Consider the following 24,789-nt stretch of genomic DNA (forward strand, 5'->3'; position numbering starts at 1 on the left):
CATGCGCATCTAAAGGAGCGGACATGGCGGACAAGCTCGACAGGACGGTCGTGCGGACGGCGACGGCGCTCGTCGTCGGAGCCCTGGCCGTCGTCTTCGACACGACCATCCTGAGCGTCGCCCTGCACACGCTCGCCACGGACCTGCACACGACCGTCGCCCAGATCCAGTGGGTCACCACCGGGTACCTGCTGGCGCTCGCCGCGACGGTCCCGCTCTCCGCCTGGTGCCTCGCCCGATTCGGCGGCAAGCGGGTCTGGATGGCGGCGCTCGCGATCTTCCTGGCCGGGTCGATCCTCTCCGGGCTCGCCTGGAACGCGGAGTCGCTCATCGCCTTCCGCGTCTTCCAGGGCGTCGGCGGCGGCCTCATGCTGCCCGTGATGACCACGATGGTGATGGAGGTCGCCGGCGGCAGGCAGCTCGGCCGCGTCTCCGCTGTCATCGGCCTGCCCGCGATGGCCGGACCCGTGCTCGGCCCGGTGCTCGGCGGCCTCATCCTCGCGCTCGGGGACTGGCGCTGGATCTTCTGGGTCAACATCCCGTTCTCGGTCGCCGGCCTCCTGCTGGCGTGGCGGATGCTGCCTGCCGACCGCGGGCGCGACCCGAAGCGCCGGCTCGACCTCGTCGGCGTGCTGCTGCTCGTGCCCGGGCTCGCCGGCCTGCTGCTCGGCCTGTCGGACTCGGTCCTGATCGGCGGGTTCGGGCGGCTGGACGCCTGGCTCCCGCTCGTCGCGGGCGCGGCGCTCGTCGCGGCCTTCGTCTGGTGGGCGCTGCGGCAGCGCGGCGCCGCCCTGGTGGACGTGCGGCTGCTGCGCGTGCGCTCGGTCTGGTCGGCGTCGACGCTGCTGTTCCTCTCCAGCGTCGCGCTCTACGGGGCGATGCTGCTGCTGCCGCTGTTCTTCCAGCAGGTGCGCGGAACCGACGCGCTCGGCGCCGGCCTCCTGCTCGTGCCGCAGGGGCTCGGGACGCTCGCCTGCCGTCCGCTCGCCGGGCGGCTGATCGACCGGGTCGGGGCGCGCTGGATCGCGCTGGCCGGCTTCGCGATCGTCGCGGTCTCGACGGTCCCGTTCGCGCTGAGCCCGGCCTCCGCGGCCGATCCGCTGCTGCTCGTCGCGCTTTTCATCCGCGGATTCGGCCTGGGCGCCATCACCATGCCGCTCATGGTCGCGTCGTACCAGGGACTGGCGGGGGAGCAGATCGCCCACTCCAGCATCCTGACCCGCACGGCCCAGCAGCTCGGCGGCTCGTTCGGCACCGCGCTGTTCGCGGTGCTGCTGCAGGCGGCCGTGGAGGGCGGCGCGAGCCTGAGCGGCGCGTTCGACCTGGCGTTCTGGGTCGCGTCGGGGGCGACGCTGCTCGGCGTCGGCATCTCGTTCGTGCTGCCGTCGGCGAAGGCGGTGCAAGCTCAGGCGACGGCGCCTGCAGCACCGACGCCCGCTGCCGTCACGGCAGCGTCAGGATCTCCGCGCCCCGCTCCGTGACGACGAGCGTGTGCTCGAACTGCGCCGTGATGCTGCGGTCGCGGGTGACGACGGTCCAGTCGTCGGCCCACATGTCCCACTCGCTCGTCCCGAGCGTGAGCATCGGCTCGATGGTGAACACCATCCCGACCTCCATCACGTCGTCGAATGCGGGTGCGGAGTCGTAGTGCGGGATGATCAGCCCGGAGTGGAAGGTGGCGCCGACTCCGTGCCCGGTGAAGTCGCGCACCACCCCGTAGCCGAAGCGCTTGGCGTAGGACTCGATCGCGCGGCCGATCACGTTGACCTCGCGGCCGGGCGCGACCGCCTTGATGCCGCGGTTCAGCGCCTCCTTCGTCCGCTCGACCAGGAGGGTGACCTCCTGCGACGCCGTTCCGACGATGAAGGTCTGGTTGCTGTCGCCGTGGAAGCCGTTCTTATAGGCGGTGATGTCGATGTTGACGATGTCGCCGTCCGCGAGCACGGTGTCGTCCGGGATGCCGTGGCAGACGACCTCGTTGACCGAGCTGCAGATCGACTTGGGGTAGCCGCGGTAGCCGAGCGTGGACGGGTAGGCGTCGTGCTCGATCAGGAACTCGTGGCCGATCGCGTCGAGCTCCTCGGTGGTGATGCCGGGACGCACGGCCTGGCCCACCCGCTCGATCGCCCGCGCGGCGATCCGCCCGGACTCCCGGATCAGCTCGACCTCTGCCGGGGAGTAGACGTCGCCGCGGTCCGACAGCGTGGGGCCGGGCTTGCCGACGTACTCCGGCCGCGGGATGCGCGACGGGACGGAGCGCATCGCGGTGACGCGTCCCGGGACCAGGTGACCGGCGGAATCCTTGGGCATAGGATCAAGCTTATGACCGGCGAGAACGACTACGGGATCCAGCAGGGTGCCGAGGACAAGTACTGGTACAACATGAAGACCGGCCAGGTCGAGCAGGGTTTCCTCTCGCCCGCCCCGGACCGCGTCGGCCCGTTCGACACCCGCGTGGAGGCCGAGCACGCGCTCGAGAAGCTCCGCGAGAACAGCGCCAAGTGGGCCGAGGAGGACGCGGAGGAGGGCCGGTAGCGTCGCCGTCATGACGATGGAGCGCGTGCTCGCCGAGGTCAGGGACTTCGACGGCGTGCTGGAACTCGCGCCGGAGCCCGGCAGTGAGTACCCCGAGATCTCCTGGGGCGACCACTACTTCTACTACGCGCCGGACGGCGTCGTGCCGATTAACCGGCAGCCGTACGCGACCATCGTGACGAAGGACTACCCGGACGACGCGGGTTCGCGGCTGGACGATCCCGACCGCTGGCGGCTCAACATCCACGTCGGGCCGAAGGCGGCAGCCGAGCTGGTCGACGGGGCGATGGGCGGCTCTGACGCCGCAGACGTCTTCCTCCCGCATCCCCTCTACGGCGACTACGGCTGGGTCTGCGTCGTGAATCCCGGTGCTGCGACGCTCGATCGCGCGCTGGCGGCTCTTCGCGACGCGCACGACGACGACCGTCGGCGCGTCGAGCGCCGCCGGTCGGCTTCCGGGGAGAACGCCTAGAAGCTGTGCTCCGGCCCGGGGAACACCCCGCCCTGCACCTCCGACTTGTACGTGCGTGCCGCCTCCGACAGCGCGCCCTTGAGGTCCGCGTACTGCTTCACGAACCGCGGGATGCGCCCGGTCGTGAACCCGGCCCAGTCCGTCCAGACCAGCAGCTGGCCGTCGACGTGCGGGCCGGCGCCGACGCCGATGGTCGGGATGCGCAGCTCCTGGGTGACTCGCTGGGCCACGTCCGCCGGCACCATCTCCATCACGACGGCGAAGGCCCCGGCCTCCTCGACCGCGTGCGCGTCGGCGAGCACCTGCTCCGCGCCCTCGCCGCGGCCCTGCACGAGGTGGCCACCGAGGCCGTGCTCGCTCTGCGGGGTGAAGCCGATGTGCGCCATCACCGGGATGCCGGCGTCCACGATCCGCCGGATCTGCTTGGCGCTGCGCTGGCCGCCCTCCAGCTTGACCGCGTGCGCGCCGGTCTCCTTCATGAAGCGCACGGCGGTGTGCAGCGCCTCCTGCGGCCCGGTCTCGTAGGAGCCGAACGGCATGTCCGCGACGACGAACGCGCGCTTGACCGCCTTCGCGACCGCGCGGGTCAGCGGGATCAGGTCGTCCACCGTGACCGGGAGGGTGGTGTCGTAGCCGAGGACGTTGTTGCCGGCCGAGTCGCCGACCAGCAGGAAGTCGATGCCCGCCTCGTCGAAGATCTGAGCGGTCAGCATGTCGTAGCTGGTCAGCCCGGTGAACGGCTCGCCCGCCTCCTTCGCCGACTGGAAGTGGCGGGTCCGCACCCGCTTCAGCGACTCCATCGACGGGGTGGCGGGGTGGACGGAGGGCACAGGGGACTGCTCGCTCATGCGCCTCAGTCTAGTGACGCGGCATCGGCCGTCATCCGGCGGGTTTCCGCGCGCGGAGCCACTAGTCTGGAGAGGCCGACGAAAGGGGCAGGATGGACAAGCAGCGCGACTTCGTTCTTCGCACCATCGAGGAGCGCGGCGTCAAGTTCGTGAGGCTGTGGTTCACCGACGTGGTCGGCACGCTCAAATCCGTCGCCATCGCGCCCGCCGAGGTGGAGGGCGCGTTCACCGAGGGCCTCGGCTTCGACGGCTCCGCCATCGAGGGCCTGACCCGCGCGTTCGAGTCCGACCTGCTGGCGCATCCCGACCCCACCACGTTCCAGATCCTGCCGTGGCGCGGGGAGGTCGACCCGACCGCCCGGATGTTCTGCGACATCACCACGCCCGACGGCCAGCCGTCGGTGTCCGACCCGCGCAACGTGCTCAAGCGCACGCTGGAGAAGGCGGCCGACCGCGGCTTCACCTTCTACACGCACCCGGAGATCGAGTTCTACCTGCTCAAGTCCTCCACCTTCGGCGACGAGGGCCCGGAGCCCGTGGACTCGGCCGGCTACTTCGACAACGTGCCAGGCGGCACAGCGCACGACTTCCGCCGCCGCTCGGTGCGGATGCTGGAAGACCTCGGCATCTCGGTGGAGTTCAGCCACCACGAGGCGGGCCCAGGCCAGAACGAGATCGACCTCCGCTACGCCGACGCGCTGACCACGGCCGACAACATCATGACGTTCCGCACGGTCATCAAGGAGGTGGCGATCGAGCAGGGCGTCTACGCGACCTTCATGCCGAAGCCGCTCTCCGGCCACCCGGGTTCCGGCATGCACACGCACATGTCGCTGTTCGAGGGCGACACCAACGCGTTCTTCGAGGCGGGCGCCCAGTACCAGCTCTCCACGACGGGGCGCCAGTTCATCGCCGGCCTGCTCAAGCACGCGCCGGAGATCACCGCCGTCACCAACCAGTTCGTCAACTCCTACAAGCGGCTCTGGGGCGGCGACGAGGCGCCGAGCTTCGTCTGCTGGGGACACAACAACCGCTCCGCGCTGGTGCGCGTCCCGCTCTACAAGCCGAACAAGGGCCAGAGCTCGCGCGTCGAGTACCGCGCCATCGACTCCGCCGCGAACCCGTATCTGTCGTTCTCGCTGATGCTGGCCGCCGGCCTCAAGGGCATCGAGGGCCAGTACGAGCTGCCGCCGGAGGCCGAGGACAACGTCTGGGCGCTGTCCGACGCCGAGCGCCGCGCGCTGGGGTACAGCCAGCTGCCGGCCAGCCTGGACCACGCCATCTCGCTGATGGAGGACTCCGAGCTCGTCGCCGAGACGCTGGGTGAGTCGGTCTTCAACTACGTGCTGCTGAACAAGCGCCGCGAGTGGGCGGAGTACCGGGCACAGGTCACCCCGTTCGAGCTGCGGTCGAACCTCGAGATCCTCTGACCGAGTCGTGACCCGCGAGCAGCTCTCCCTCACGACGCTGGCTCGCGCCGGTTTCGTGGGGCTGAGCTCAGTCCGCGGCGAGCTGGACGAGCTCGTCGAGCTGACCGGCTTCGACGTCGACGACCTGCTGCCGGCGCTGTCCGCCGCGGCGGACCCCGACACCGCGCTCGCGCTGGCCCTGCGGCTGCTGCGACACGCCCCGGTGCAGACCGCGCGCTACGTGCCGTCGCGGAACGACGCGCGCCGGGTGTTCCGGGTGATCGGAGCGTCCGAGGGCGCCGCGGAGTTCTTCCTCCGGCAGCCGGCGGAGCTGAGCGCGCTCGACTATCCGATCACCGCGCTGCCGACCGCCGACGAGCTGCGGGCCGACCTGCTCGACGCGGTCGGAGCGGTGGACGGCGTCGCCGCCCTGGAGGACGACGCCGCGCGGACCGCCCTCCGCGTGCGCTACCGGCGGCGGCTCGTGCAGCTCGCCAGCTTCGACCTCGAACAGGACGACCCGGTCGCCGGGCTGGACGCGGTCGCCGCCGCGCTCTCCGACCTGGCCGCCGCCGCGCTGGAGGCCTCCCTCGCGGTCGCCCGGCGGCAGACCATCGGAACGGGACCCGGCCGGTTCCCCGAAGCCGAGGTGCGCGCCACCCGGTTCGCCGTGATCGGGATGGGCAAGGCCGGCGCGCGCGAACTCAACTACGTCAGCGACGTCGACGTCATCTACGTCACCGAGGGCGACGAGGAGGCCGGGCTCAGCTCCGGCCGTGCCGTCGACATCGCCACCCGGCTGGCCATGCTGACGCAGCGCGGCATCCACGAGGCTGCGATCGAGCCGGGCCTCTGGGAGGTCGACCCCAACCTGCGGCCGGAGGGCAAGGACGGCGCGCTCGTGCGCACCCTGGAGTCGCACATCGCGTACTACGACCGCTGGGCGAAGGGCTGGGAGTTCCAGGCGCTGCTCAAGGCGCGTCCGCTCGCGGGCGACCTGGAGCTGGGCGAGCGCTACGTCGCCGCCCTCGCGCCGAAGGTGTGGAGCAGCGCGTCGCGCGAGAACTTCGTGGAGTCCGTCCAGCGGATGCGCGAGCGCGTCACCGACAACATCCCCGACGACGAGACCCATTACCAGCTGAAGCTCGGGCCGGGCGGCCTGCGCGACGTCGAGTTCACCGTCCAGCTGCTCCAGCTCGTCCACGGCCAGACCGACGAGCTGGTGCGGCAGCGCGACACGCTGTCCGCCCTCGCCGCGCTGGCCGCCCAGGGCTACATCGGCCGCGAGGAGGCCGCCGCCTTCTCGCAGGACTACCGCACCCTGCGCCTGATGGAGCACCGCCTCCAGCTCCGGCACCTCAGCCGCACCCACCTCATGCCGCGCGACGAGGGCGACGTGCGCGTGCTCGCCCGCGCGACCGGGCTCGCGCCGAGCGCCGAGCAGCTGCTGGTGCGCTGGAACGAGATCAAGCACCGTGTGCGCGGCCTCCACGAGCGGCTGTTCTACCGGCCGCTGCTCAGCGCGGTCGCCGCCATGCCCACCGACGCGACGGGCCTGACCGGGGGAGCGGGCGGCGGAGCCGGGCTGACCAGCGAGCAGGCCGAGGCCCGTCTCGCCGCGATCGGCTTCCGAGACCCGCGCGGCGCGCTCGCGCACATCGCCGCGCTCACCGCGGGCGTCTCGCGGCGCGCGACCATCCAGCGCCACCTGCTGCCTGTGCTGCTGCAGTGGTTCGCCGCCGGAGCCGACCCCGACTACGGCCTCCTGACCTTCCGCCGGCTCAGCGAAGACCTCGGCACGACGCACTGGTACCTGAAGATGCTGCGCGACTCCACCGGCGCCGCCGAGCGGCTGACCCGGGTACTCTCCGGCTCGCGCTTCGCCGGCGAGCTGCTGGGCCGCATCCCGGAGTCCGTCGCCTGGCTGGAGTCGGAGGAGGAGCTGCGCCCGCGCCCGGCCGAGGTGCTGCGCGAGGAAACGGCGGCCATCCTCGGCCGGCACCAGTCCGCGGCCACCGCGGCCGCCTCGCTGCGGGCGGTCCGCCGCCGGGAGGTGCTGCGCCTGGCGTTCTCGGCGATCCTCGGCTTCGCCACGATCGAGGAGCTCGCCCGCGGGCTGACCGCGGTCAACGAGAACGTGATCGAGGGCGTGCTGTCCGCGATCCGCGCCGAACGCGGCGACGCGGCCGACCTGGAGTTCGCGATCATCGGCATGGGCCGGTTCGGCGGCCGCGAGCTCGGCTTCGGCTCGGATCTCGACGTCATGTATGTCTTCCGCCCGCTCGCTGCCGAACAGGACGCCGCGCACAAGGCGGCCCTGGCGATCGTCGCCGACCTCAACCGGCTGACCGAGGACAACCGCCTCCCGCTCGACCTCGACATCGGCCTCCGCCCCGAGGGCAAGAACGGCCCGCCGGTCCGCTCGCTGGAGGCCTACCGCGCGTACTACAAGCGCTGGTCGCTCACCTGGGAGGCCCAGGCGCTGCTGCGCGCCCGCGGCGTCGCCGGCGACTCCGCGCTGCTGACGGACTTCGACGCGGTGGCCGACGAGGTCCGCTACCCGGCCGCGATCAGCGAGCAGGAGGTCCGCGAGGTCAAGCGCATCAAGGCCCGCGTCGAGAACGAGCGCCTCCCGCAGGGCGCCGACCCGGCCCGCCACCTGAAGCTCGGCCGCGGCTCCCTGAGCGACGTCGAGTGGTTCGTCCAGCTGATCCAGCTCCAGCGCGCCGCCGAGATCCCGGCCCTCCGCACTACGTCGACCCTGGACGCCCTCGCGGTCGCCGTCGACAACGACCTGGTCGCCCCGGACGACGCGGCCAAGCTCCGCGAGGCCTGGCTGTTCGCCTCCCGCGCCCGCTCGGCGATGACGCTCTGGACCGACAAGACGGCCGACGTCCTCCCGGCCGACCGGGTGGCGCTGGAGGGCGTCGCCCGCCTCCTGGAGTACCCGCCGGGCTCGGCGAGCCGTCTGGAGGAGGACTACTTGGCGGTGACGCGGCGCGCGCGAGCGGTGTTCGAGCGGGCGTTCTACGGGGTGCCCCAGCGGCCGACGCCGACGGGGTGAAGACCGACGGCGGGGCCATGTGCCTCGCAGTAGTAACGCTGCGTGTTAATAACGCCTTGCAATATTAACGACACGCGTTACTATTGACCATGCTCCAATCGTTCGTCGACCGCGACGCCGAGGCAGTCTGGCTCGGTCTGCCGTCCCGGCGAATCCATCCCGATATCCACCGGATCGCTCGAAGGAAGCTGGCGATGCTCAACGCGGCAGCGGTGCTCGAAGACTGCCGGGTGCCACCGGGAAACCGACTCGAGAAGCTCCGCGGAGACCGCGTCGGGCGATACAGCATCCGCATCAACGACCAGTTCCGAATCTGCTTCACCTGGACCGAGGGAGGTCCGGCCGATGTCGAGATCGTCGATTATCACTGACCACGAGACTCAAGGAGGTAGCGCGATGACCGATCCGATCACCCCGGGGGAGATCCTCTCCGAGGAGTTCATGGCCCCACTCGGGCTCACCAAGTACGCGTTGGCGAAGGCCGTCCACGTCCCCGCGCAGCGCATCGGCGACATCGTGAACGGAAAGCGGGCAATCACTCCCGACACTGCGCTCCGCTTCGCACGGGCGTTCGGTACGACTGCCGAGTTCTGGCTGAACCTGCAGGCCCACCACGACATCGAGCTCGCGCTCGCCATGCACAGCGACGAGTTCGATGAGATAGCGCCATTGGCCGGCTGACGGTCGATGACCGTCCGGCCCCGCACGCCGCACAGCACGCGGGCCCGGACGGCCCGGCGTCACATCCCGGGGACCGGCGTCAGCTCGTAGACGTCGATGGTGCCGCCCATCGCGCGGTGCGGGTGGCCGGTGAGGAGGCCTTCCACGGCGTCCGCGCCGTCGGCCTCGATGAGCGTGTAGCCGCCGACGCTGCGGTCGGCGCCCTCGGAGACGGCGGCCGTCGGCGCGCCGAAGTCGATCAGGCCGGCGCCGACCTGCTGGGCCCAGGAGTTCCAGGCGGCGTTCATCTGCTCGGCCTGCTCGGGGGTGGGCTCCGGCATCGAGGCCATCGCCTCGGGGTCGGCACGGTAGAGGAGGAGGTAGCGGGCCATGTTCGGGTCCTTTCCATTCGGGCGCGGGCCGGGTGGCCCGGGCGTGACCGAATCTAGTCGTGCGTCTGTGCCGGGGGAACAGCGCGCGGGCAACCTGCGATTGTTTTCATCCGGTCGATCACCAACGGTTCCTGGGAGTTCATCGGGCGCCCGCTGACCATGGCCGATTTCGGTGGGACGATCGGGACGCCCGCAGCGCACCCGAACCCGTGCACCCCCGCCGCGCACCCCGCGCACCCGATCCGCGACGCCCCGCCCCGCAGCGCACCAGGGCGCCGCCGGAGAATCCCCGAGGAGACCCGTCATGACCCCGCCCCGCCAGCCCGACCCGGCCTTCCCGGCCGGCGACAGCGGCGCCGCCGAGCCCCTCCGCCGCAACGTCGCCCACGCCCAGCGCCGCCGGACCTCCGTGACGAAGCGGATCGTGCTCTCGGTCGTCGGAGCGGTCGCCGCCGTGGCCGTCGCCGTCGGCGCGTTCGCGGCCTACTCCTACATCGACCTGTCGAACGGCCTGCACCGCTCGGACATCACGCTCCCGGGCGGCGAGAAGAAGAAGGATGTCGCAGAGAGCAACATCCTCGTGATGGGCCTCGACAGCCGGCTGGACGAGAACGGCAATGCCCTGCCGGCCGACGTCTACAACGCCCTCCACGCCGGGAGCGGGGCCGACGGCGGCTACAACGCGAACGTGCTGATGCTCATCCACATCCCGGCGGGCGGCAAGAAGGCCGTGGGCATCTCGATCCCGCGCGACGACTACGCGCCGCTGTCCGGCAGCCCGGACGGCGTGTCCTCGTCCAAGATCAAGGAGGCCTACGGCCTCGCGCTCGACCAGAAGCTCACCGAACTGACCAAGGCCGGGGTGGCCCAGAGCGACGCCTACCAGCAGGCCCGGACCTTCGCGCGCCAGACCGAGCTGCAGACCGTGTCCGACTTCCTCGGCGGCGTAAGGATCGACCACTTCATCGAGGTCACGATAGCCGCGTTCTACCAGGTGGCCCAGGCGGTCCAGCCGGTCACGGTGTGCATCGCGGAGGACACCCAGGACCCGTACTCCGGCGCCGACTTCAAGGCGGGCGTCCAGCAGCTGTCGGCCTCCCAGGCCGTGAGCTTCGTCCGGCAGCGCCGCGACGAGAACAACCCGTCGCTCAACTTCACCGACCTGGACCGCGAGCGCCGCCAGCAGGCGTTCATCGTCTCCCTCGCGACGAAACTGAAGAAGGCGGACACCTTCGCCAACCCGGCGACGCTGGAATCCCTGATCTCGGCGGCGAAGCAGAACATCGCCCTCGACTCGGGCTTCGACCTCCTGAGCTTCGCGTCGGAGGCGCAGCACCTGGCGGGAGGCAACATCACCTTCACGACGCTGCCGATCACCGGCTACGGGGTGAAGGACGGCAAGGACGTCAACCTCGTGGACCCGGACCAGATCCACTCGGTCGTGCAGCAGCTCCTGAACCCGGCGAGTGCGACCGCCACTCCGACCCCCGGCGGCTCCACGACCGCCGGGTCGCCCACGTCCACGGCACCTGCGCCCTCCCCGTCGCCGGCCGCGTCGAAGCCGGCCGGTCCGAACGGCACCTACACGGACCCGACGGCGCCGCTGCCGTCCGGGGGAGTGCCCTGCGTGAAGTAGCGGCGTGGGGTGACGGCTAGTCGCCGAGCGCGTCGATCAGCGCCGCGTAGAGCGCGCTGAACCGCGCCCGGTGGTCGTCCGTCTCGATCGGGCTCAGCGGGAAGGTCACCTTCGTGCCGTACGACCACTCGGCGGTGACCGTGAAGTCGCCCGGCCACGGATCGAACAGGTCCCGCCGGAACGCCGAGTTCGCGTCCGAGATCGTCAGCTGGGCGAGCCCGGCGCGCGGCCGCGCCACGACGACCGTCTCGACGTCGTAGGGTTCGGTGCTGCGCCCGGCGGCGTCGGCGAACACGATGGTCTTGTCCGTGAAGACGACGACCTTGGCCGAGAACACGCCGGCGCCGTCGATGCGCACTCCGGAGTCCAGATGCTCGATCGGCCGGAGCCCGACCGCGAGGGCGATGCCGCTGACGAAATGCCCGAACCACTCGGCGCGGTCGTCGCTGCGGACCCGCATCCAGGACGGTCCGGTGAGCCGTCCGCCGACCTCCTCGAGCACCTCGTTCAAGTTCCTGTCGGCCATCCGACATCCTCCTCGTCCACCTGCTCCCGTGCGGGCACACGGACAACCGTAGTGGCGAGGCGGCTGTGACGCACCTGAAGCCGAAGGCGCCGGCCGGCTAGTCCGACGACGTCAGCGAGCTCGGAGCCGCAGTGCGCCGGAGGCGCTTCACCGGACCCCGCCACGCCTGCCCGAGGATGAGGAGCCGAAGGACGCGCGAGTATCCACACACCTCCTGGACCAGTATCGGCAGGCCGAGGGCCGCGACCATTCCGACGACCAGCAGGATGTACGTATCGTCGACGCCCAGCCGCATCAACACGATGCGCGAGCCGGCGGACGCGAATACGTGCAGCAGGAAGATCGCGTAGGAGTAGGCGCCGACGAAGGCGAGCGGGCGCCAGGTCCAACGCGTCGAGAACAGGGTGAGGCAGGCCGCGCCGCTCAAGAGGATCACGAGCGGCGTGTACCGCTCCTGGATGTCCGGAATCGCCCCGGCCACGCCCAGCTGGGACACGCCGATCAGCGCGACCGCGACCAGACCGGCACCCACCTGCACGGCAGCGGGCGCTCCCCGCCAGTCGAAGCGGCGGGCGAACACGCCGAGGAGGAAGAACGGGAGCAGGTAGACGATGCCCATCAGGCTGAAGACCCGGACCTCCGCCACGAACGGACCCACGACCGCGCTGAACGCGGCGGCGCCGATCATCCAGGCGACGGCCGCTCTGCGGGACTCCGCGAGCCGGAAGTGGTCTATGGCCGCGATCATGGCGAACAGGACCAGCGTGGCCTCGAGGTACCAGTAGTGCTCGATCGGGATGACGATGTGCCACTGCCAGATCGGCAGGACGTAGGGACGGTTCACCTCCTCGGGCATGGCCAGCTTCACGAGCAGGTAGATGGTCCCGACGAAGAACATCGGGACCATGAGCCGGCGGAGCTTCTTCGACACGAACCCGCCCCAGTGCGCATAGGCGGGCCGCATGGCGTAGACGATGCCGGAGAGGAAGGTGAAGAGCGGCATGCGCAGGAACAGCATCGAGTCGGTGAGCCAGCGCAGAAGGGTGCCGTCTTCGACCTTCAGGCCGAGCGATCGGTCGGCGCCCACCGTGTGGTACAGGACCAGCAGCACGCAGGCGAGACCGCGGAGGGTCTCGATACTGAGGTCCTTCGCGCCGCTCGCGAGCGGCGCGCGGGTCGTCGGTGCGATCGACACAAGTCCTCCTGGTAGCAGCAATCGTGGTCGTGAAATGCGCGATTGAAACTATACACAGAAGATATGGCGACGGATGAAGGCGCCAGCAGGCGCGGAAAGGGCCGCACCCCCGAGGGGTGCGGCCCTTACGCGACCAGCTGAGGCTTACACCCCGTAGTACAGCTCGTACTCGAACGGGTGCGGGCGCTGCGCGAGGGGCTTGATCTCCTTCTCGCGCTTGTACTCGATCCAGGTCTCGATGAGCTCCGGGGTGAACACGCCGCCCGCGGTGAGGAAGTCGTGGTCGGCCTCGAGCGCGTCGAGCGCCTCGCCGAGCGACGCCGGGACCTGCGGGATGTTGCGGGCCTCCTCCGGCGGGAGCTCGTAGAGGTCCTTGTCGACCGGCTCGTGCGGCTCGATGCGGTTCTTGATGCCGTCGAGGCCGGCCATCAGCTGGGCGGCGAACGCGAGGTACGGGTTGCCCGAGGCGTCCGGCGCGCGGAACTCGATGCGCTTGGCCTTCGGGTTGGTGCCCGTGATCGGGATGCGGATGGACGCCGAGCGGTTGCCGGCCGAGTAGACCAGGTTGACCGGGGCCTCGAAGCCGGGGACCAGGCGGTGGAACGAGTTCACCGTCGGGTTCGTGAAGGCGAGCACCGCCGGGGCGTGCTTGAGCAGGCCGCCGATGTACCAGCGGGCGATGTCGGACAGGCCGCCGTAGCCGGCCTCGTCGTAGAACAGCGGCTTGCCGTCGTTCCACAGCGACTGGTGGGTGTGCATGCCCGAGCCGTTGTCGCCGAAGAGCGGCTTGGGCATGAACGTGGCGGTCTTGCCCCACTGCTCGGCCGTGTTCTTGACGATGTACTTGAACTTCAGGATGTCGTCCGCCGCGGCGACCATCGTGTCGAAGCGGTAGTTGATCTCGGCCTGGCCGCCGGTGCCCACCTCGTGGTGCGCGCGCTCCAGGATGAGGCCGGCGTCGATCAGCTTCAGCGAGATGTCGTCGCGCAGGTCGGCCTGCTTGTCGACAGGGCTCACCGGGAAGTAGCCGCCCTTGTACGGGGTCTTGTTGCCGAGGTTGCCGCCCTCTTCGACGCGGCCGGAGTTCCAGGCGCCCTCCTCGGAGTCCACGGAGTAGAAGCTGGAGTTCTGCTTCACCTCGTAGCGCACGTCGTCGAAGATGTAGAACTCGGCCTCCGGGGCGAAGAACGCGGTGTCCGCGATGCCGGTGGAGGCGAGGTACTTCTCCGCCTTCTTGGCGACCTGACGCGGGTCCTTCGCGTAGATCTCGCCGTTGCGGGGGTTGTAGATGTCGAAGACCATGATCAGCGTGCGCTCGACGCGGAACGGGTCGATGTAGGCGGTCGAGACATCCGGGATGAGCTGCATGTCCGACTCGTGGATCGACGCGAAACCGCGGATCGAGGAACCGTCGAACAGCTGGCCGACCGAGAAGAACTCCTCGTCGACGGTCGCTGCGGGGATGTTGAAGTGCTGCTGAACACCGGGCAGATCGGTGAAGCGGATATCAAGGAACTTGACGTCGGTGTCCTTGATGTACTTGAGCACCTCGGAAGAATCACGGAACATACGGAGGACTCCCAATGGCTTGCGGTGACGGACTGCACCTGCAGCCCAAGCTACACGGTAGGGGGAGGCCGTTTCCCTCCGGTGACGCAAATGTTTCCGGCATGTTACGCCCTGGGCTGCTTGCGACCGCTACGGCCCGGCGAGCGATCAGCCGTGCCCGGTAAACTCGAGGGGTGCCGCAGAACACCCCGCCCTCCCGCTTCGGCGACCTCGCCCCCAGCCGTTACCCGGGCGAGCGGCTCGGCCTCCCGGAGGCGGGCCCGCGCTCGGTCGGCAGGCTCGGCCGCCGGCTCGGCGCGATCGTGGTCGACTGGGCGCTCGCGTCGCTGATCTCGCTGGCGTTCTTCCACTACGACTCGTGGGCGAACATCGGCATCTTCGCGCTCATGCAGGTGGTCTTCATCCCGACCATCGGCGGCAGCATCGGCCACCGGATCTTCGGGATGCGCGTCGTCGCGCTCGCCGGCGGCTGGGTGGGCGTGTGGCGGCCGCTGGTGCGCACGGTGCTGCTGTGCGTCGTCATCCCGGCGCTGGTCTGGGACTCCGACCAGCGCGGCTTCCACGACAAGGTCGCCGGCACGGTCCTCATCCGCGCGTAGCGGACATCGCCCGCGCCTCTCCGCGCACGCGCGCCGCTACACTCCTGCCATGCGCGCCTTCGGCTTCGCCCGTGACCTGCTCCGGTCGGACGGCGCCGGCGCCCACCGGGTGACGTACACCGAACTGTTCTTCGACCTCGTGTTCGTGTTCGCGGTCACCCAGGTGTCGCACGTGCTCCTGCACGAGCAGTCGGCGCTCACGCTGCTGCACACGGTCATGCTGGCGATGGTCGTGTGGTGGGTGTGGATGTTCACGACCTGGGCGTCCAGCTGGCTCGACCCGGAGCGCGGGGCCGTGCGGGCGCTGTTCGTCGTGCTGATGCTGCTCGGCCTCCTGCTGGCGTCGGCGATCCCGGAGGCCTTCGGCGACCGCGCCGTACTCTTCGCCGTGTGCCTCGTGCTCATGCAGCTCGGCCGGGCCGGCTTCACCCTGTTCGCGTTCGGCCGGTCGCGGCCCGAGCACGCGGTGAACTTCGTGCGCATCATCGTGTGGCACGCCATGGCGGGCGCGCTGTGGCTGGCGGGCGCATTCCTTCCCGACCAGGCCCGGCTGGTCGTCTGGCTGATCGCCCTCGCCGTCGACTACGTCGGCCCGCGGCTGCGCTTCTGCACACCGGGCCTCGGGAGGTCGCCGCTGTCCAGTTGGAACATCTCCGGCGCGCACCTGTCCGAGCGGGTGAGCCTGTTCCTGATCATCGCGCTGGGGGAGTCGATCGTTGTCACGGGGGCGGCCTTCTCGACGGCGCCGCTGGACGTCGTCCACCTGGCGGCGTTCCTCGCGGCGTTCGCGGGGACCGTGCTGCTCTGGCTGCTCTACTTCTCGCACAGCCAGCGCGGCGGCAGCGAGTACATCGAGCGGGCGGCCGAGCGCGGGATGATCGCCCAGACGGCGTACACCTACATCCCACTGCTGCTGGTGCTCGGGATCGTGCTCTCCGCCGTCGCGGACGGGCTGGTGCTGGAGCGGCCGGTGGGCGTGCCGACGCCCTGGACGGCGGGGCTGCTGTGCGGCTCCGCGATCGTGTACCTAGTCGGGCTGCTGCTGTTCCGGCGGGCGACGGGGATGCGGTGGTCGCTCACGGTCGTGGTGGGCGCGGTCGTGCTGGGGGTGCTGTGGGCGGTCGCGGGGGTGTTGCCGACAGCGGTCGTCGCGTGGACGGTGAACGGCGTGCTGGCGCTGGTGGTCGTGGCGGAGCAGGCCGTGTACCGGAGACGTGCGAGCAGCTGACGGAGGACGCGCGGCTGACGACGTGCGTTCGGCCGGCCGTGTGTGGCAGTCAGTCGAAGAAGATCAGGCCGGACGTCAGCGCGCCCGCTGCGCCCGCACCTTCATCGGGTCGATGCCCTTCGGGATCGGCATCGAGTTCTCGAGCGACGCCAGGCGGTTGCTGATCGCGATGACCTCGGCCTTGGTGAGGGTCGGCTTGATCTTGGCCAGGGTGCGCGGGACCTTGTGCAGCGCCACCGAGTCGGAGTCCGGTCCGACCGAGATGACGGTGACGGGGACGTTCGGCAGCACGCGGTTGATCTTGCGGCGCTCCTCGTCGACCATGCGCTGCGTGCGGGTCTTCGGGCCCTCGCTGATGAGCACGACGCCGCCGCGGCCGGTGGCACGGTAGACCGCGTCCTGCGTCTTGCCGTTGACGGCGATCGGCATCTCCGAGCCGCGCCAGCTGCGCTTGAGCGAGCTGCGCAGCACCGCGCCGACGGCGCCCGGCTGGCCCTCGATCTGCGAGTAGGCGGCGCGCTCGGCGCGGCGGCCGAGGATGATGAGGCCGAGGAGCACGCCGGCCAGGACGCCCGCGACGATCCAGAGGACCATCGTGAAGACGTTGCCGCCCGACAGGAACACCGCCATCGCGATGCCCGCGAGGATCGGCAGCACGATTCCGCCCACGATGTAGAGCAGCGCGCGGTCGTCGTAGCGGCGGGTCATCTGGAAGACCTGCCACATCTGCTTCAGCCGACCGGGCTCCTTGGTGGACTTGTCCTTACGTGCCATAGAGACAAGGATACCGGCTCGCCCGGCCCCCGGATGACCTGTTCACGGCAGGCGTAGCGCCGATCGGGAGGCCGCGCTCAGACGGTCGCGCGGCCTCCCGGATCGGCGTGGTCAATGGCGAAGGAACCGGCCTCAGGAGACGGCCTGCGCGAAGCCGGCCGACGCGTCGGCGAGGTGCTGCAGCTCGGCAGGGACCTCGCGCCCCTTGGCCTGCATCGACTGCGCCCACAGCCTCCCGGCCCGGTACGACGAGCGCACCAGCGGGCCGGACAGCACGCCGAGGAAGCCGATCTCCTCGGCCTCCTGCTTGAGCTCCACGAACTCGTCCGGGTGCACCCAGCGGGCGACCGGGAGGTGGCGCGGGCTCGGCCGCAGGTACTGCGTGATCGTGATGATGTCGGTGCCGGCGTCGTGGAGGTCGCGGAGGGCCTGGCTGATCTCCGCTCGTTCCTCTCCCATCCCGAGGATGAGGTTCGACTTGGTGATCAGCCCGGCCCGGCGGCCCTGCGTGATCACGTCCAGCGACCGCTCGTAGCGGAACGCCGGCCGGATGCGCTTGAAGATGCGCGGCACGGTCTCGACGTTGTGCGCGAACACCTCAGGCTTCGCGGAGAACACCTCGCCGAGGTACTCGGGGTTGCCGGAGAAGTCCGGCACCAGGATCTCCACGCCGGTGCCCGGGCTCTGCCGGTGGATCTCGCGGATGGTCTCCGCGTACAGCCACGAGCCTTCGTCAGGGAGGTCGTCGCGCGCGACGCCGGTCACGGTCGAGTAGCGCAGGCCCATCTTCGCCACGGACTCGCCGACGCGGCGCGGCTCGTCGCGGTCGAACTCGGCGGGCTTGCCGGTGTCGATCTGGCAGAAATCGCAGCGGCGGGTGCACTGCGAGCCGCCGATGAGGAACGTCGCCTCGCGGTCCTCCCAGCACTCGTAGATGTTCGGGCAGCCGGCCTCCTGGCAGACCGTGTGCAGCTCCTCGGACTTCACGAGGTTCTGGAGCTGGCGGTACTCGGGGCCCATCTTGGCCTTGGTCTTGATCCAGGCGGGCTTGCGCTCGATCGGGGTCTGGGCGTTGCGCACCTCCAGGCGGAGCATGCGGCGGCCCTGGGGTTCGGCGGTCTGGGGGCCGGCGGTCTGGGGTCCGGCGGTCTGGGGCGTGGCGGTCTCAGGCTCGGCGGTCTGGGATTCGGCGGTCATGCGGCGGCCTCCGTCGCGGTCGGGGCGGTCGGCTGTGCTGCGTGTGCAGCCGCGACCGGACTGGTGGCGGGGTCGGCCAACGCGCGGTCGAGCGCGGCCTGGATGAGTGGAGCGACGTCCTGCGGTGTGACGGTGCGACCGAGGACGCGGGAGATGGTGGTCACGCCGGCGTCGCGGATGCCGCACGCGACGATCGTGTCGTAGGGGTCGAGACTGTTGGAGCAGTTCAGGGCGAAGCCGTGCATGGTGACGCCCTCGGCGACGCGGATGCCGATGGCGGCGATCTTCTCGTCTGCGGGGCGTCCGTCCGCCGTCGTGCCATGGCCGGGCAGCCAGACGCCGGAGCGGCCCTCCACGCGCTCACCCGGCACGCCGAGCTCCACGAGCACGTCGATGAGGACGCCTTCGAGCCAGCGGACGTAGCCGACGACATCGATCGGCTCGGCCAGCCGGAGGATCGGATAGCCGACGAGCTGTCCCGGTCCGTGCCAGGTGATCTTGCCGCCGCGATCGACGTCGATCACGGGAGTGCCGTCGGTGGGGCGTTCGTCGGGGGAGGTGCGCTTGCCCGCGGTGAAGACGGAGGCGTGCTCGAGCAGGAGGACGGTGTCGGGCGTGCGTCCCGCAGCCACGGCGGCGTGGGTCGCACGCTGCGTGGTGAGGCCGTCGTCGTACGGGATGTGCTGCCCGCCGAGCCCGGAGAGATCGAAGATCGTCATAGAGGCATCCTAAATGGACTGAGTACAGAAAATGTCCAAACGGGCGTAGGGACCGCGTGGATCGGGCTGAAGTCCTGCACAGGTTCGGGGTGGGAGCGCGTTGTCCACGGATGTGCCCGTGGGGTCTCCGGGGATGGTCGCTCCGGCGTGTACTGGAGGCATGGTACGGAAGAGGAGAGCGGTGGATGTGGGCAGATGCGCGGCGGCGATCGTGGCGGCTGAAGGCTGGATCGTGCTCGGCCGGCGAGAGCCGGAGGGGGAGGACGAGGCCTCACTGGTGGTGACGGGAGGCGTGTTGCGAGGGGAGGCGGTCCTCACGGTGCGGAGCGCGGGGTCCCGGAGCGGGCCGCCGCCTGACCGGGGGGAGTCGTCTGACTGGGGGGAGTCGCCTGACTGGGGGGAGTCATCGCACCTGCCTCGGTCGTTTCCGCCGCCGTACGCCCCTCGGGCGCGCCGGGGCGAGATCGTGGTGCGGCTGCGGGAGCATCCCGGGCGCGGGTCGCTGGAGGACGTGCTCGCCGGGCCCGACGGGCTGACCGCGGGCGAGGTGGTCACCGTGCTCGCAGCGGTCGCACGTGGCGTGTCCGGCCTGCATGCGGGCGGTCGTGGCGGAGTCGGGTTGAGTCCGGGGGATGTCGGGTTCCGCGATGACGGGTGCCCGGTGCTGACGGCGGTCGACCGCCTGCGGGAGCTCGATCAGCAGACGATGGGGGAGGACGTCGATGCGTTCGCGGAGCTCGCCCGCTCGCTCTGCGCGGCAGACGAGGAGCGTGGCGCGATCGTCCTCGCAGCGGCCACCGACCGGAGGCATCGGAGTTGGGAGGATGTCGTCGCGGGACTGCTGCGGGCGGCCGACCCGACCGCGGTGCGGTGGGCGGAGCGTGATCTTCTCCGCGTCGCCGACGCACGGGCGCGGGGCGATCCGAACGAGGCAGTGACCCCGGCGGACGGCCGCGCGGCTGCGCTCGGCGAGCAACGCGCTGAACGACGCGGAGAGAGTGCGGGCCGAGATGTCCTGGGCGTCCTGGAGCGGGTGTTCGACGTACTGGGCGACGGGCCTGTCGCTCGTGGGGTCGCTGCGGTGCGCGATTGGGTCGCCACGCGGCCGAAAGTGGTGGCGGTCGCATGCTCTCCGCTGCTGGCGGCGGTGCTGGTGCTGGTGCTGGTTCCCGGGCAGCAAGGCCCGGACTGACGGTCGCTCGCGCAGCGCCGGAACTGCATCGCCGGAACTGCCGCGCCGGAACCACAGCGGCCGGAAACGCGGAACGGCCCGGCTCCACAGGGAGCCGGGCCGTCACGTCAGGCGGTTCAGATGCCGAGGCTGCCCTCGAAGGCGCCGCCCTCGAGGCGGTTCTTCACCGCGACGAGGAAGCGCGCGGCGTCGGCGCCGTCCACGATCCGGTGGTCGTACGACAGCGCGAGGTACACCGTGGAGCGGATCGCGATGGAGTCCGTGCCGTCGGCCGTGATCACGACCGGCTTCTTGGTGACGATGCCCGTGCCCAGGATCGCGACCTGCGGGAGGAACACGAGCGGGGTGTCGAACAGCGCGCCGCGCGAACCGGTGTTGGTCAGCGTGAACGTGCCTCCGGCGAGCTCGTCCGGCTTGAGGTGGTTGTCCCGGGTGCGCTGGGCGAGGTCCGCGATCTCACCGGCGAGGCCGGCGATGTCGAGGTCCGACGCGTTGCGGATGACCGGGGTCAGCAGGCCGCGCTCGGTGTCGACCGCGATCGAGATGTTCTCGTGGTCCGGGTAGACGATGCTGTCGCCGTCGACCGTGGCGTTGATGACCGGGTAGGCCTTCAGCGCCTCGGCGGCCGCGAGGGCGAAGAACGGCAGGAAGGAGAGCTTGGTGCCGGTCTTGGCCAGGAAGTCGGCCTTCACGCGGTCGCGCAGGGCGGCGACCTTGGTGACGTCGACCTCGACCACGGTGGTGAGCTGAGCGGTCGACTGCATCGAGACGACGGCGCGCTCGGCGACGACCTTGCGCAGACGCGACATCTGCTGCGTTGTGCCGCGGAGCGGGGAGACCTCGACCACGGGGGCGGCGGCGGCGGGAGCCCCGGCTGCGGCCGGAGCGGCGGCGGCGAGGATGTCCTCCTTGCGGATGCGACCGCCGACACCGGTGCCGGTCACGTTAGCCAGGTCGACGCCGTGCTCGTTGGCGAGCTTGCGGACGATCGGGGTCACGTAGCCGGAGGTGCCGGCGTGCGCGCCCGACGTCGCAGGAGCCTCGGCGGCGGGAGCCGGAGCGGCGGCCGGAGCAGCAGCGGGAGCCGGGGCAGCGGCCGGAGCCGGAGCAGCGGCGGGAGCCGGGGCAGCGGCCGGTGCCGGAGCGGCGGCCGGAGCCTCCTGAACGGGCGCGGCCGGGGCCGGCTCCGCAGGGGGGGCGGGAGCGGGAGCGGGAGCGGCGGCGGGAGCCTCCTGAACGGGCGCGGCAGGAGCGGGCTCGGCGGCAGGGGCCGGAGCCTCCTGAGCCGGAGCCGGCGCAGCCTCGGCGGCCGGAGCCGGAGCGGCCTCAGCCTCGGCCGGCGCAGCCTCAGCAGCCGGCGCGGCCTCCGCCTCCGGCGCGGCGGCCGGAGCCTCGCCCGCACCGGAGCCGTCGCCGATCGTCACGAGCGCAGTGCCCACCTCGACCGTCTCGTCCTCATGCACCAGGATCGCCTCGATGACGCCCGCGACGGGCGAGGGGATCTCGGTGTCGACCTTGTCGGTCGAGACTTCGAGCAAGGGCTCGTCCACCTCGACACGGTCGCCAACGTTCTTCAGCCAGCGGGTGACCGTGCCTTCCGTGACACTCTCGCCGAGTGCCGGGAGGCTGACGGATTCGCTCATGAGCTTTTCTCCTTCAAAACCTGATCGTTCAGTAGCTTATTGCAGCCGCTCGCGCGGCGACGCGTTAGAGGGTGTGCAGCGGCTTGCCCGCGAGGTACAGGAAGGCCTCGCCCAGGGACTCGTTCTGCGTCGGGTGCGTGTGCACGAACGGGGCGATGTCCTCCGGGTACGCCTCCCAGTTCACCGCGAGCTGCGCCTCGCCGATGAGCTCGCCCACGCGGGCGCCGATCATGTGCACGCCGACGACGGGGCCGTCGTTGACGCGGACGACCTTGACGGTGCCGCTGGTGCCGATGATCTCGCTCTTGCCGTTGCCGGCCAGGCTGTAGTCGTAGCTCGTGATCGCGTCGGCGCCGTACTGCTCCGCCGCCTTGGCCTCGCTGAGGCCGATCGAGGCGACCTCGGGGTCGCAGTAGGTGACCTTAGGGATGTTGACGTCGGGGACGACGATCGGGTTCAGGCCCGCGATCTCCTCCGCCACGAAGATGCCCTGCTGGAAGCCGCGGTGCGCGAGCTGCAGGCCGGGGACGATGTCGCCGACGGCGTAGACGCCGGGGATGTTGGTCTGGAGGCGCTCGTCGGTGATGACGAAGCCGCGGTCGAGCGTGACGCCGACCTCGTCGTAGCCCATGCCGGCCGTGAGCGGGCCGCGGCCGACCGCGACGAGCAGCAGCTCGGCGTCGACCGTGCTGCCGTCCTCCAGCGAGACGACGACGCCGTTCTCGTTCTGGGTGACGCCGGAGAACCGGACGCCGAGGCGGTAGTCGATGCCGCGGCGGCGGAAGGCGCGCTCCAGCGACTTGCTGATGGTCTCGTCCTCGTTGGGGACGAGGTGCGGGAGGGCCTCGATGATGGTGACCTCGGCGCCGAAGGACTTCCAGACGCTGGCGAACTCGACGCCGATGACGCCGCCGCCGAGGACCGCGACCTTCTTGGGGACGAAGTCGAGCTCGAGGGCCTGCTCGCTGGTGATGACGCGGCCGCCGATCTCGAGGCCCGGGAGGCTGCGCGAGTAGGAGCCGGTGGCGAGGATGACGTTCTTGCCCGTGATGGTGTCGTCGCCGACCTGCACGGTCGTCGGGGAGGTCAGCTTGCCCTCGCCCTCGATGACGGTGATGCCGCGGGCCTTCACCAGGCCCTGGAGGCCCTTGTACTTCTTGGCGATGATGCTCTGGCGGTACTCGGTGACGCCGTTGATGTCGACGCCCTGCAGCTGGGTGATGATGCCGTACTTCGCCGACTCCCGCGAGTAGTCCGCGACCTCGGCCGCGTGCAGCAGCGCCTTGGTCGGGATACAGCCGCGGTGCAGGCAGGTGCCGCCGACCTTGTCCTTCTCGATCATGCCGACGGTGAAACCGAGCTCGGCCGCACGCAGCGCTGCTGCGTAGCCTCCACTCCCACCGCCGAGCACCACAATGTCAAAGTTCTGCTCAGACACCCAGCTACTCCTCGCGCATCAGGATTCGTGACACGATCCTGCCCCGGGGGGATGACGTGGGGCAGGCGTTGCATGGGCAGGATTTTCCTGCCCATACGACCCTACTACCTCTGGGAAAAGTCCTCGGCCAAACGGATGAGCGCACGTACGCTGACGGCGGACGGTCCCTTGCCGGTGAAGCCGTAGGGCGCGGACGGCCCCTTCGCGGGGCCCGCGATGTCCAGGTGCGCCCACGGGATGCGCGGCGCGTCGTCCTCGTCCCCGGTGCGGCCGATGAACTCCTGGAGGAACACGCCGGCCAGCAGCATGCCGCCCGCGGTGACGCCCGGGTTGGCGTTCGCGATGTCGGCGACGTCGGAGTTGATGGTGGCGCGCAGCTCGCTCGCGAGCGGCATCGGCCAGAGCAGCTCGCCGGAGGCCTTCGCCGCGGCGAGGACGTCGCCGACCAGGTCGTCGGAGCCCATGACCGCGGCGTAGCGGGTGCCGAGCGCGACCATCGCCGCGCCGGTCAGGGTGGCGACGTCGACGATCGCGTCCGGGTGCTCCTCGCCGGCGGCGACCAGGCCGTCCGCGAGCACGAGGCGGCCCTCCGCGTCGGTGTTCAGCACCTCAACGGTGCGGCCGCCGCGCATGCGCAGCACGTCGTTCGGGCGGATGGCGGAGCCCGACGGCATGTTCTCGGCCAGGCACAGCCAGGCGGTCACGCGCACCGGCAAGGCGAGGCGCGCGGCGGCGAGGGCGACGGCGAGCACCGTGGCTGCGCCGGTCATGTCGTACTTCATCCCGACCATGCCGGAGGCGGGCTTCAGCGACAGGCCGCCGGAGTCGAAGGTGATGCCCTTGCCGACCAGGGCGAGGTGCTTCGCGGCGCCGGCCGGCGCGTAGTCGACCTTCACCAGCCGCGGCGGGCGCACGGAGCCCTGCCCGACGCCGAGGATGCCGCCGAAGCCCTCGGACTCCAGCCGGCGCTCGTCCCACACCTCGACGGTGACGGGAAGACCCTCCACGGCCTCCTCGACGCGCGACGCGAACGACGCGGGATAGAGGTCGATCGGAGGAGTGTTGACCAGGTCCTTCACCAGGGCGGCGGCGCCGGAGACCGCGAGGGCGCGCGCCACGAGGGTGTCGCCCGCGTCGGATGCGCCGACGACCTCGATGGTCGCGACCGGGGTCTTGACGCCGGCACGGCTCGCGGACCGGTAGTCGGTGAAGGCGTACGCGCCGAGCGCCGCTCCTTCGAGCACCGCGCCGAGCCGGGCGTCGTCCTCCGCCGGCAGGTCGAGCGCGACGGAGGCGGTGCCGGCGAGCTGGCGGATCGCCGTGCCCGCCGCGTAGCGCAGCGCGTCCTCGTCCACCGGCTCCGGGAGGCCGACGACGGCGAGCCCCGGGCCTCCCGCGGCGCCGGGGAGCCGGACCAGTTCGTCCTTGCCTCCGCCGAAGCCGACCGCCGCCAGCTCATCGCCCAGGCCGTCCGGAGCGGACCCCGACAGCACGGTCACGCCATCGGCGCCGGAACGCGCGGCGAGGACGAGGACGTCGGCGGAAGAGGAGGGGGCGGGCGAGAGGCTGAGGGCGGGAGGCGTCATGTCTCGACCCTAGCCGCTCCGTCCCGCGCAGCGGCGGAGCGCTGTCTGTTCGCTGTGGGCGTGCTGCGAGCGGCCCCGAGCGCCGCGACCGGGTCGGGTGCGCGGCC

The 24,789-nt window shown here is 70.8% G+C and carries 23 protein-coding genes; 11 read left to right on the top strand and 12 right to left on the bottom strand.

The window, feature by feature from the left end:
- The first annotated feature begins 23 nt into the window (after positions 1–23).
- Entirely contained in the window at positions 24–1,481 is a 1,458-nt protein-coding gene (locus tag F1C12_RS01630) for an MDR family MFS transporter (RefSeq protein WP_258046071.1), read from the top strand.
- Here F1C12_RS01630 and map read toward each other — a convergent pair.
- Positions 1,444–2,310 carry a type I methionyl aminopeptidase gene (gene map, locus F1C12_RS01635; protein ID WP_185277142.1) on the bottom strand — a complete coding sequence of 289 codons (867 nt, stop codon included), beginning with the start codon at positions 2,308–2,310 and terminating at the stop codon, positions 1,444–1,446. The genes F1C12_RS01630 and map overlap by 38 nt on opposite strands.
- 12 nt (positions 2,311–2,322) lie before the next feature.
- On the opposite strand from map, the gene F1C12_RS01640 reads away from it, so the two are divergent.
- Together F1C12_RS01640 and F1C12_RS01645 are read left to right on the top strand one after the other, a co-directional pair.
- A complete protein-coding gene (locus F1C12_RS01640; RefSeq protein WP_185277143.1) occupies positions 2,323–2,535 on the top strand; it encodes an SPOR domain-containing protein in 213 nt (70 codons plus the stop codon).
- A gap of 10 nt (positions 2,536–2,545) precedes the next feature.
- Positions 2,546–3,007, top strand: coding sequence for a DUF6194 family protein (locus tag F1C12_RS01645; protein ID WP_185277144.1), 462 nt, complete (start codon positions 2,546–2,548; stop codon positions 3,005–3,007).
- Here the strand turns inward: F1C12_RS01645 and panB are convergent.
- A complete protein-coding gene (gene panB / locus F1C12_RS01650; RefSeq protein ID WP_185277145.1) occupies positions 3,004–3,855 on the bottom strand; it encodes a 3-methyl-2-oxobutanoate hydroxymethyltransferase in 852 nt (283 codons plus the stop codon). The two genes, F1C12_RS01645 and panB, sit on opposite strands and share 4 nt — an antisense overlap.
- A 92-nt stretch (positions 3,856–3,947) precedes the next feature.
- On the opposite strand from panB, the gene glnA (F1C12_RS01655) reads away from it, so the two are divergent.
- From glnA (F1C12_RS01655) to F1C12_RS01670, 4 genes are all read left to right on the top strand, one after another.
- Positions 3,948–5,285 carry a type I glutamate--ammonia ligase gene (gene glnA / locus F1C12_RS01655; RefSeq protein WP_185277146.1) on the top strand — a complete coding sequence of 446 codons (1,338 nt, stop codon included), beginning with the start codon at positions 3,948–3,950 and terminating at the stop codon, positions 5,283–5,285.
- 7 nt (positions 5,286–5,292) lie between these two features.
- Complete coding sequence (locus tag F1C12_RS01660; protein ID WP_185277147.1) at positions 5,293–8,328, top strand: bifunctional [glutamine synthetase] adenylyltransferase/[glutamine synthetase]-adenylyl-L-tyrosine phosphorylase; 3,036 nt, start codon at positions 5,293–5,295, stop codon at positions 8,326–8,328.
- 89 nt (positions 8,329–8,417) lie between these two features.
- Positions 8,418–8,699 carry a type II toxin-antitoxin system RelE/ParE family toxin gene (locus F1C12_RS01665; protein WP_185277148.1) on the top strand — a complete coding sequence of 94 codons (282 nt, stop codon included), beginning with the start codon at positions 8,418–8,420 and terminating at the stop codon, positions 8,697–8,699.
- Between the two features lie 25 nt (positions 8,700–8,724).
- Positions 8,725–9,009 carry a HigA family addiction module antitoxin gene (locus F1C12_RS01670; RefSeq protein ID WP_185277149.1) on the top strand — a complete coding sequence of 95 codons (285 nt, stop codon included), beginning with the start codon at positions 8,725–8,727 and terminating at the stop codon, positions 9,007–9,009.
- Positions 9,010–9,068: 59 nt separating this feature from the next.
- On the opposite strand, the gene F1C12_RS01675 is transcribed toward F1C12_RS01670, so the two are convergent.
- Positions 9,069–9,380: a hypothetical protein gene (locus F1C12_RS01675; protein ID WP_185277150.1), complete on the bottom strand. Its 312-nt coding sequence runs from the start codon at positions 9,378–9,380 to the stop codon at positions 9,069–9,071.
- A gap of 304 nt (positions 9,381–9,684) precedes the next feature.
- Between F1C12_RS01675 and F1C12_RS01680 the strand changes: the two genes are divergently transcribed.
- The gene (locus F1C12_RS01680) at positions 9,685–11,016 is read left to right on the top strand and encodes an LCP family protein (protein ID WP_185277151.1); all 1,332 of its coding nucleotides are present in this window, start codon (positions 9,685–9,687) and stop codon (positions 11,014–11,016) included.
- A gap of 16 nt (positions 11,017–11,032) precedes the next feature.
- On the opposite strand, the gene F1C12_RS01685 is transcribed toward F1C12_RS01680, so the two are convergent.
- From F1C12_RS01685 to glnA (F1C12_RS01695), 3 genes are all read right to left on the bottom strand, one after another.
- Positions 11,033–11,542: a hypothetical protein gene (locus F1C12_RS01685; protein WP_185277152.1), complete on the bottom strand. Its 510-nt coding sequence runs from the start codon at positions 11,540–11,542 to the stop codon at positions 11,033–11,035.
- 97 nt (positions 11,543–11,639) lie between these two features.
- The gene (locus F1C12_RS01690) at positions 11,640–12,737 is read right to left on the bottom strand and encodes an acyltransferase family protein (protein ID WP_185277153.1); all 1,098 of its coding nucleotides are present in this window, start codon (positions 12,735–12,737) and stop codon (positions 11,640–11,642) included.
- 144 nt (positions 12,738–12,881) lie between these two features.
- Complete coding sequence (glnA, locus tag F1C12_RS01695; protein ID WP_185277154.1) at positions 12,882–14,306, bottom strand: type I glutamate--ammonia ligase; 1,425 nt, start codon at positions 14,304–14,306, stop codon at positions 12,882–12,884.
- 173 nt (positions 14,307–14,479) lie between these two features.
- On the opposite strand from glnA (F1C12_RS01695), the gene F1C12_RS01700 reads away from it, so the two are divergent.
- Together F1C12_RS01700 and F1C12_RS01705 are read left to right on the top strand one after the other, a co-directional pair.
- The gene (locus F1C12_RS01700; protein WP_185277155.1) at positions 14,480–14,905 is read left to right on the top strand and encodes an RDD family protein; all 426 of its coding nucleotides are present in this window, start codon (positions 14,480–14,482) and stop codon (positions 14,903–14,905) included.
- Positions 14,906–14,954: 49 nt separating this feature from the next.
- Complete coding sequence (locus tag F1C12_RS01705) at positions 14,955–16,133, top strand: low temperature requirement protein A (RefSeq protein WP_185277156.1); 1,179 nt, start codon at positions 14,955–14,957, stop codon at positions 16,131–16,133.
- Positions 16,134–16,208: 75 nt separating this feature from the next.
- Here F1C12_RS01705 and F1C12_RS01710 read toward each other — a convergent pair whose 3' ends face one another.
- The 3 genes from F1C12_RS01710 to lipB form a co-directional block, all read right to left on the bottom strand.
- Entirely contained in the window at positions 16,209–16,907 is a 699-nt protein-coding gene (locus tag F1C12_RS01710) for a DUF4191 domain-containing protein (RefSeq protein WP_185277157.1), read from the bottom strand.
- Positions 16,908–17,039: 132 nt separating this feature from the next.
- Entirely contained in the window at positions 17,040–18,002 is a 963-nt protein-coding gene (lipA, locus tag F1C12_RS01715; RefSeq protein ID WP_185278720.1) for a lipoyl synthase, read from the bottom strand.
- Positions 18,003–18,100: 98 nt separating this feature from the next.
- Complete coding sequence (gene lipB / locus F1C12_RS01720; protein WP_185277158.1) at positions 18,101–18,823, bottom strand: lipoyl(octanoyl) transferase LipB; 723 nt, start codon at positions 18,821–18,823, stop codon at positions 18,101–18,103.
- Between the two features lie 466 nt (positions 18,824–19,289).
- Here lipB and F1C12_RS01725 point away from each other — a divergent pair, with 466 nt between their 5' ends.
- The gene (locus F1C12_RS01725) at positions 19,290–20,015 is read left to right on the top strand and encodes a hypothetical protein (protein ID WP_185277159.1); all 726 of its coding nucleotides are present in this window, start codon (positions 19,290–19,292) and stop codon (positions 20,013–20,015) included.
- Positions 20,016–20,131: 116 nt separating this feature from the next.
- Here F1C12_RS01725 and sucB read toward each other — a convergent pair whose 3' ends face one another.
- From sucB to F1C12_RS01740, 3 genes are all read right to left on the bottom strand, one after another.
- Complete coding sequence (gene sucB / locus F1C12_RS01730) at positions 20,132–21,658, bottom strand: 2-oxoglutarate dehydrogenase, E2 component, dihydrolipoamide succinyltransferase (RefSeq protein WP_185277160.1); 1,527 nt, start codon at positions 21,656–21,658, stop codon at positions 20,132–20,134.
- Positions 21,659–21,722: 64 nt separating this feature from the next.
- A complete protein-coding gene (gene lpdA, locus F1C12_RS01735) occupies positions 21,723–23,096 on the bottom strand; it encodes a dihydrolipoyl dehydrogenase (RefSeq protein WP_185277161.1) in 1,374 nt (457 codons plus the stop codon).
- 104 nt (positions 23,097–23,200) lie between these two features.
- The gene (locus F1C12_RS01740; protein WP_185277162.1) at positions 23,201–24,682 is read right to left on the bottom strand and encodes a leucyl aminopeptidase; all 1,482 of its coding nucleotides are present in this window, start codon (positions 24,680–24,682) and stop codon (positions 23,201–23,203) included.
- Between the last annotated feature and the right edge of the window lie 107 nt (positions 24,683–24,789).

It is taken from the genome of Leifsonia shinshuensis (assembly GCF_014217625.1).
In the GTDB taxonomy this organism is placed as follows: Bacteria; Actinomycetota; Actinomycetes; order Actinomycetales; family Microbacteriaceae; genus Leifsonia; species Leifsonia shinshuensis_A.